Raw genomic sequence first — 1,384 nt, 5'->3', positions numbered from 1 at the left:
CTGATAGAGCGGCATTTCACCCGCCACAGCCGGCGCAGCAACCACCATGGCGATCGGCATCGCCATCCACATCGTCTGTCTCATAAACCCCCGAACATCCCCCGGCATCCGCCTGTCGCCACGCAGGCTATTGCATCGGGGCGGGGCACTCAAGCGATCAGACGAAGCGCGCATACGAAAAAAGGGGCCGGAAAACCGGCCCCTTTCCTGAACTTGCAGTCGGTATCGACTTAGCGCTTCGAGAACTGGAAGCTCTTGCGCGCCTTCGCCTTACCGTACTTCTTACGCTCGACGACGCGGCTGTCGCGGGTCAGGAAGCCTTCGGCCTTGACCGCACTGCGCAGCGCAGGCTCGTACTTGGTCAGCGCCTGGGCGATGCCATGCTTGACCGCACCGGCCTGGCCGGACAGACCGCCGCCCTTGACGGTGGCGATCACGTCATACTGACCGTTACGGTCGGTGACGCCGAAGGGCTGGTTGATGACCAGACGCAGGGTCGGGCGCGCAAAATAGATTTCCTGATCGCGGCCATTGACCGTGATCTTGCCGGTGCCGGGCTTCACCCAGACGCGGGCAACGGCATCCTTGCGACGACCGGTCGCATAGGCGCGGCCGAGGTTGTCGATTTCCTGCGCGCGCAGCGGCATGGTGGGCGCTGCAGGCTCGACCGGAGCGGTAGGCGCTTCGGCTTCAACCGGAGCAGCGGGCGTCGCGGCGGCTTCAGGAGCAGCGGGCGCAGCAGCCGGAGCGGCAGCCGCTTCGGCGGCGATCGCCGCGAGGTCGGACAGGGACTGGCGGTTATCGGACATTATGCACCCACCTTGTTCTTGCGGTTGCGCGACGCGAAGTCGAGCACTTCGGGGTTCTGGGCTTCATGGGGATGCTCGGCACCGGCGAAGACGCGCAGGTTGCGCATCTGCTGGCGGCCCAGCGGGCCACGGGGGATCATGCGCTCGATCGCCTTTTCAAGCACGCGCTCAGGGAAACGGCCTTCCAAAATCTTGGCGGGCGTGGTTTCCTTGATGCCGCCGGCATAGCCGGTGTGCTTGTAATAGATCTTGTCGGTCAGCTTTTTGCCGGTGAACTTCACCTTGCCCGCGTTGATGATGATGACATTGTCACCACAATCGACATGGGGCGTGAAGCTGGTCTTGTGCTTGCCACGCAGGATATTTGCCACGGTCGAAGCGAGACGGCCGACGACGAGGCCTTCCGCGTCGATCAGGACCCACTTCTTATCAACCGTTGCCGGGCTTGCCGACTTGGTCGTCTTCATCAGCGCCTTCATGGTGCCAATACTCCAGAATGAATTAAAGAACCGCAGGCCGTTACCGACCCCCGGAAGTGGGGCGCTAATGACTGGGGAAGCCGTCCAAGTCAAGCG

General features: G+C 62.9%; 2 protein-coding genes. Both read right to left on the bottom strand.

Annotated elements, in window-relative coordinates:
• Positions 1 to 230: 230 nt before the first annotated feature.
• A complete protein-coding gene (gene rpsI / locus IL54_RS03065) occupies positions 231 to 809 on the bottom strand; it encodes a 30S ribosomal protein S9 (protein ID WP_037473170.1) in 579 nt (192 codons plus the stop codon).
• Positions 809 to 1,288: a 50S ribosomal protein L13 gene (gene rplM / locus IL54_RS03060; protein ID WP_037473167.1), complete on the bottom strand. Its 480-nt coding sequence runs from the start codon at positions 1,286 to 1,288 to the stop codon at positions 809 to 811. The genes rpsI and rplM overlap by 1 nt, the downstream gene beginning before the upstream one ends.
• Between the last annotated feature and the right edge of the window lie 96 nt (positions 1,289 to 1,384).

Origin of the sequence: Sphingobium sp. ba1 (assembly GCF_000743655.1) — a bacterium.
Lineage (GTDB): Bacteria > Pseudomonadota > Alphaproteobacteria > Sphingomonadales > Sphingomonadaceae > Sphingobium.
The sequence above is the reverse complement of the archived record's forward strand: the minus strand, read 5'-3'. Positions and strand labels throughout refer to the sequence as shown.